At 60.9% G+C, this 5,139-nt stretch carries 6 protein-coding genes and 1 pseudogene; 4 read left to right on the plus strand and 3 right to left on the minus strand.

Going from position 1 to position 5,139, the window contains the following annotated elements:
• The first annotated feature begins 409 nt into the window (after positions 1-409).
• Positions 410-1,348, plus strand: a complete 939-nt coding sequence (locus GEV05_30445) for a hypothetical protein (protein MPZ47601.1) — start codon at positions 410-412, stop codon at positions 1,346-1,348.
• A gap of 468 nt (positions 1,349-1,816) precedes the next feature.
• Positions 1,817-2,389: a hypothetical protein gene (locus GEV05_30450; protein MPZ47602.1), complete on the plus strand. Its 573-nt coding sequence runs from the start codon at positions 1,817-1,819 to the stop codon at positions 2,387-2,389.
• Between the two features lie 242 nt (positions 2,390-2,631).
• On the opposite strand, the gene GEV05_30455 is transcribed toward GEV05_30450, so the two are convergent.
• Positions 2,632-2,946, minus strand: coding sequence for a hypothetical protein (locus GEV05_30455; GenBank protein MPZ47603.1), 315 nt, complete (start codon positions 2,944-2,946; stop codon positions 2,632-2,634).
• Between the two features lie 52 nt (positions 2,947-2,998).
• On the opposite strand from GEV05_30455, the gene GEV05_30460 reads away from it, so the two are divergent.
• On the plus strand, positions 2,999-3,307 hold the full coding sequence (locus GEV05_30460; protein ID MPZ47604.1) for a hypothetical protein: 309 nt from the start codon (positions 2,999-3,001) through the stop codon (positions 3,305-3,307).
• 44 nt (positions 3,308-3,351) lie between these two features.
• Here GEV05_30460 and GEV05_30465 read toward each other — a convergent pair.
• Positions 3,352-3,591 (minus strand): annotated as a pseudogene (locus tag GEV05_30465) (MOSC domain-containing protein).
• A gap of 472 nt (positions 3,592-4,063) precedes the next feature.
• Between GEV05_30465 and GEV05_30470 the strand changes: the two are divergent.
• On the plus strand, positions 4,064-4,819 hold the full coding sequence (locus GEV05_30470) for a hypothetical protein (protein MPZ47605.1): 756 nt from the start codon (positions 4,064-4,066) through the stop codon (positions 4,817-4,819).
• A gap of 104 nt (positions 4,820-4,923) precedes the next feature.
• Here GEV05_30470 and GEV05_30475 read toward each other — a convergent pair whose 3' ends face one another.
• Positions 4,924-5,121, minus strand: a complete 198-nt coding sequence (locus GEV05_30475; GenBank protein MPZ47606.1) for a hypothetical protein — start codon at positions 5,119-5,121, stop codon at positions 4,924-4,926.
• Positions 5,122-5,139: the final 18 nt, after the last annotated feature.

Consider the following 5,139-nt stretch of genomic DNA (forward strand, 5'->3'; position numbering starts at 1 on the left):
CCCCTCGATTGGGTGCGGCAAATGATGCGCGCCGCTGCGCGCTGTGTCAAAGCCGCAGAGCCATGCGGGCGCCATAGAGATCGTTCCACGGCCGAGCCGGCGCGACCTCTGAAAATGCTGGATCCGAGCGACGCCACGGCCAGCTGAATCCCGCCTTTGCGTAGAATTTGCGTCCAGTTGCGTATTCCGGACCAATCTGACCGCGGTTTCCGATCATTTCTGACCGCTCTTTCCGATCGAAACTGACCACGGATTCCGATCGTTTCTGACCGTGGATTCCGATCGAATCTGACCGGCCGCAAGCGGCCGAGCTGAACCTCCCCGGTCCAGCGCTGGATTTCCATTCACGGCGGGGTAGCCTCTCCGACTTTTTTCGGAGAAGCAGCCAATGCCCCGTCCTCGGAGAGCCATGCGCAAGATCATCGAAGTCCTACGCCTGAGATTTGAGGCCGGTTTCAGCCACGAACGCATCGCCGCCGCCACCCGTATATCGAAAGGGGCGGTGACGGAGTACCTGCGCCGAGCGCGCGAATCCGGAATCGGTTGGCCGCCCCCGGCGCAATGCGACGACGCCCAGCTTGAGGCGCTGCTGTTTCCGCGCGCCGCGCCGCACGTCGAGCGTCATGCGATGCCCGACTTTGCGCACCTGCACCAAGAGCTCAAGCGCAAGGGCGTGACGCTCATGCTGCTGTGGGAGGAATACGCCGCCGCCCATGCCGGCCAGGTGTATCGCTATAGCCAGTTTTGCCTGCTCTATCACCGCTTTGCCGCGAGCCTGAAGCGCTCGATGCGCCAAGTGCATCGCGCCGGCGAGAAGCTCTTCATCGACTACTCGGGACAAACGGTGCCCATCATCGATGCGGCCAGCGGCGAGATCCATCGCGCCGAGATCTTCGTGGCCGTGCTGGGGGCCTCGGCCTACACCTACGCCGAGGCGACGCTGAGCCAAGTTGCCCGACTGGATCGCCTCGCATGTGCGCTGTTTCGAATTCCTGGGCTGTGTACCCGCGCTTCTGATCCCGGACCAACTGAAGAGCGCGATCAAGCTTGCCTGTCGTTACGAGCCCGAATGCACCTCGACCTACGAGGATCTCGCCCGTCATTACAGCACGGCGGTTCTCGCGGCGCGTCCCAAACACCCTCGGGACAAAGCCGCCGTGGAAAACGGCGTGCTGGTGGTGCAGCGCTGGATCCTCGCCCGGCTGCGTCATCGCCAGTTCTTCTCGCTCGAAGCGCTCAATGCCGCGATTGGCGACCCGCGGCCCGAGGAACGATCGCACCCCCGTCGAGCTGGACAAGATGGAAGAGGAACTGCGCACGGCGCTCAAGGGCAACGACGCCGCGGTGAAGGTTGCCATCTCCGGACTGCGCGACCGCGCCAGCGCATTCAAGGACAGCCGGCGCGAGCGCGCCGAGGGGCTGGAGGCGGGCGTAAACGCGCTGATGCAGGGCGCCCCGCGCTCGCAGGTGCTGCGCATGCCCGAGTTCCTGGCACTGCCCCCGGAGACGCAGCGCAAGCTCTCCGAGCACATGGAGCGCCAGAGCGCAGCGCAGGCCAGCCGCGCCGCGTCGTACTCGGCTCGGGCAGACGCGGAAGAGGCACGCCGCGACCGCCGTCTCGGCCGCGAAGGACTGGACGCGGCGCGGCGCCTGAGCGATCCCGAGGTGCTCGCGGCGATGACGCGCAATCAAGTCATCAACCTGCTGCCGGTGCTCGGGTCGGAGCATACGAAGTCGCTCATCGCCAAGTGGGACAGCTTCAACAAGACCCCCCGCCAAGCTGGCCGAAGCCAAGATCGACAAGCAACAATTCGACGTGATCGCGCTCGACGCCGGCATCAAGGACAAGGATACGTTGGTGCGGCTGCAGAACCACGTCGAGCAGCTCATCGACCAGGAGCAACGCGCAACGGGCAAGGCACTCGCCCGCGAGGGCAAGGCCGAGATCATGCGCAAGGCGCTCGACGAGAAGGTGCTCGTCGACGGCTGGTTCCGCGACACGCGTGTGCCGTTGCCGCTGCTCTCGCCCGAGGATCTCCGCAACACGATCATTCCGGTGGACGGGCACCAGTTCAAGCTGTCCTCCATCCCGGAGAAGGACTTCGCCGCCATCGTCGACGCGGCACGCCGTAGGGGGATCATCCCGACGCCGCAGCTCATCGCCGATAAGTGGTTCGACCTACAAGCGAACCGCAAGTCGCGTGGGGCCTCGCTAGGAACCTCCCGATCCTCTGTACAGCAACTGGTGCAGCCCGCCGAAGACGTGGCGCTGGCGGCTGCCGCTAAAGTCAGCGGAGCGCTCCTCCACGGCGTACCGATACCAGGGGCGATGCTGTGGGGCGTGCGTCAGGCCGCATCGGACGTGGTTTCCCGCGTGGTAGAGGAATGAGGTTGAGCGACGCCGACCTGTGGGCACTCGGCACGGATGCGCTCGGGCTGCTCAACGCGTTCGCGGCGTACCGACTCACCGGCCGGTACAGCGCTCGAGAGCTAGAAATCTACGCTGACAGGCTGCGCGGGGTGACGGCGTAAGAGTTTGAAGATTGACAACGCGCTTGAGGAAACCGCGCCGGTCTAAATCAGGAGGCGTCGAGCGCGTAAACATGCTTCATGCCAAACGTTGCCGCTCCATTACAATGCTTTTCTCTGTTCCTCTGCGAAGGAGCTTCCTTCCGCTCCGTTCACAAGCAGTCTCCGCGCTGCGGCGATGAAGTCGTCCACCACCCTGTGTCGCATTTGGTCTCCGACCATCGTCGCCGTCACTTGGATCGGCAAGCTCTCGAGTGGCTCTGCAACGACCCAGGCCGCAGAGAATGAACTATGGACTTCCATATGCTCGCGAAGAATGTTGATGACGAGCTGGCGAAATTCCTCGTCAGTAAGACTCATGTGCTTTCGCACCTCTTGGAGGACGCGCACCTTAACCATTGCGGAGATGGATTTCACCGAGAGAGTTTCTCGGGCGCTTGGCGGTGACTTGGTAAGAGGAAATCTCTTGGTGCTCGATCGGCTCGAGCTACTACCTGAAATGCGTGGACGCGGGCTGGGCTTAGCCGTGATGCGGGAGTTGATCAAGCGTTTCGGTGCGGGCGCGGGTTTGGTTGCCGTGATGCCGCTTCCGGCGCAGTTCGGATATCGAATACGGCGCGCCGATGATGATGCTTGGTTTAGATCGATGCGACTAGGAGAATTCGCCGTCGACCAGACCACCGCAACCCGCAAGCTGTCCAAGCACTACCGTAAGGTCCAGTTTGTTTCTCTGCCTGGTACGCCTTTCATGGTGCGGTCAATGGCGTGGCCTGTTTAGGCGCAGCCTTACGCGACTTGAAGAAAGCGAATCCAATGGAACCCGAGTTTCGTGCCGACCGGCAGATCGAGGAGAGCGACCCCTTCCGTGGTGCTGTTCTCGCCGAGTTGCCCAGGGCCGATACGAAAGCCTTTGGCAGCGAGTTCTGTGAATAGCTCACAGTGGATCAGGTGAACCTGGCGAAGATGGGGCTCCGATGGATTCCGCGCGACTCTTGATCGATGCTTTACAGTGACACCGCAATGCGCATCTCCTTCGACACCAAGACCCCGGAGCAGGGTAATGCATGAGGGAGTCGGTTTGGAGGACGAGTGCATCGGGCTGCTGCATACCGAGATAACACGGGCCGGCATTTTTTACCCTCACAAGCTATATATCTCCTGCATGGAACATCGAAGCGATCCACCTTCGCGCGTATTCTCGCAATCGGACGGGTTGCGACTCTGAGCGGTCGGTCAGGAGTTCAAAGAACGTTTGCGTCCGGCGTTAGCCCGGATATTTCATCGGGGCACGGGATGATGGAGATGAGCACGGAGACTGAAGTCGCAGGCGAGCATCGCGCTTGCCCGGAAGGCCGGACCTTCATGTTGAGAAATTTGACAGCGGGCTTGGAACATCTCACTTCCCCTTTCGCTAACAGGTTGACCTCATTCGATATTGCATTCCTCGCACGAAGCTTGCCTTTGCATTGACGACCGTGTCGACAGGGTTCTGTACCTCGCGGACGAATCCGGGTTCATTGGCAGGGACTACCGAATGAATACGTTTGCGGCACTTGTACTTACACGTGTCAAGCCATCGTTTTGGCATGATGCGGTTCGTACCGAGAAGGGCGACGGCTCCTTCCCGGTTCTCCATGGGAAATTGATGCGAGTTGCCGCTTTCATCAGCCTGTCATGCATAGCCGTGACGCAGGCACATGCGCTGGCATACTTGGGTTCGGCGGACCAGTCCGGTATCAGCATCGTCGTCGACGGCAGCAACAATACGTTGCTATTCGGAGAAGAGACCAGGGTTTCGCTTTGTATAAGAGGCGGTCAAGTCCTTGGCGACTCTCCCATCAACGACGGATCCTCCAATACAATCGTGTTTGGCGAGGGCGTGGCTGTTCGCGCGAATGTCGTGCGGATTGCGCAACTGGCCCCGGTGACGCAGATAGCGGATGGTACGAGCAACACGATCATTCTTGGTGAAATCGGTATGGACTTCTGTCTCGCCGATATCACCATTCCGGCGCAACCTATAATCGATGCAGACAGCAATACGATTGTGCTCGACGAGCAATCCGAATTCGATGCTTGCTTCGATAGGGTACGAATCGGCGCCGTGACCGACGGCACGAGCAATACCGTGGTCTTTGGGGAGATAACCGATCGCTCGTGCTACACGGGAGTATCTGTACCCCCCGAAAGTGTGAACCCGGTTGCAAACGTGTCCGAGCCTGTGTCGCTCGCCCTCGTGGGCATTGGGATGGCAATACTGGGCCTGAATAGACGACACCGCTCAGATTGAATCGGCCTAGACCATTCGGGCGGGGGTAGCCGACCCCTTTGGTGTCACCTGAGAAATTGCAGCCGGTTCCACGCGCGTCATGTCCACTTTCTCGATCGAGAACCTCAAGCAGCCGCGCGATAGTAGTAATTGAGCATTCCTCCCAGCCGCTGCCGGCGATGGACCGCACCGTGGCTCTCCGCCTCTTGCGGCTGCGGGCGGATCAGTCGATTCGCCAGTCCCTGATGATTGCGCTCTGCGTGGTAGTGCGAAATGAACTCGCCGATCGCCCGACGCAACGACGCCTGCCCCAGAAAGATCATTCGTCCCAGGCACTCGTC

It is taken from the genome of Betaproteobacteria bacterium (assembly GCA_009377585.1).
In the GTDB taxonomy this organism is placed as follows: domain Bacteria; phylum Pseudomonadota; class Gammaproteobacteria; order Burkholderiales; family WYBJ01; genus WYBJ01.

Bases quoted from the DNA above. Each gene is read 5' to 3' on its own strand.
- GEV05_30445 (MPZ47601.1), top strand. From the start codon at position 410: ATGCGCAAGATCATCGAAGTCCTACGCCTGAGATTTGAGGCCGGTTTC.
- GEV05_30470 (MPZ47605.1), top strand. From the start codon at position 4,064: ATGAATACGTTTGCGGCACTTGTACTTACACGTGTCAAGCCATCGTTT.
- GEV05_30475 (MPZ47606.1), bottom strand. From the start codon at position 5,121: ATGATCTTTCTGGGGCAGGCGTCGTTGCGTCGGGCGATCGGCGAGTTC.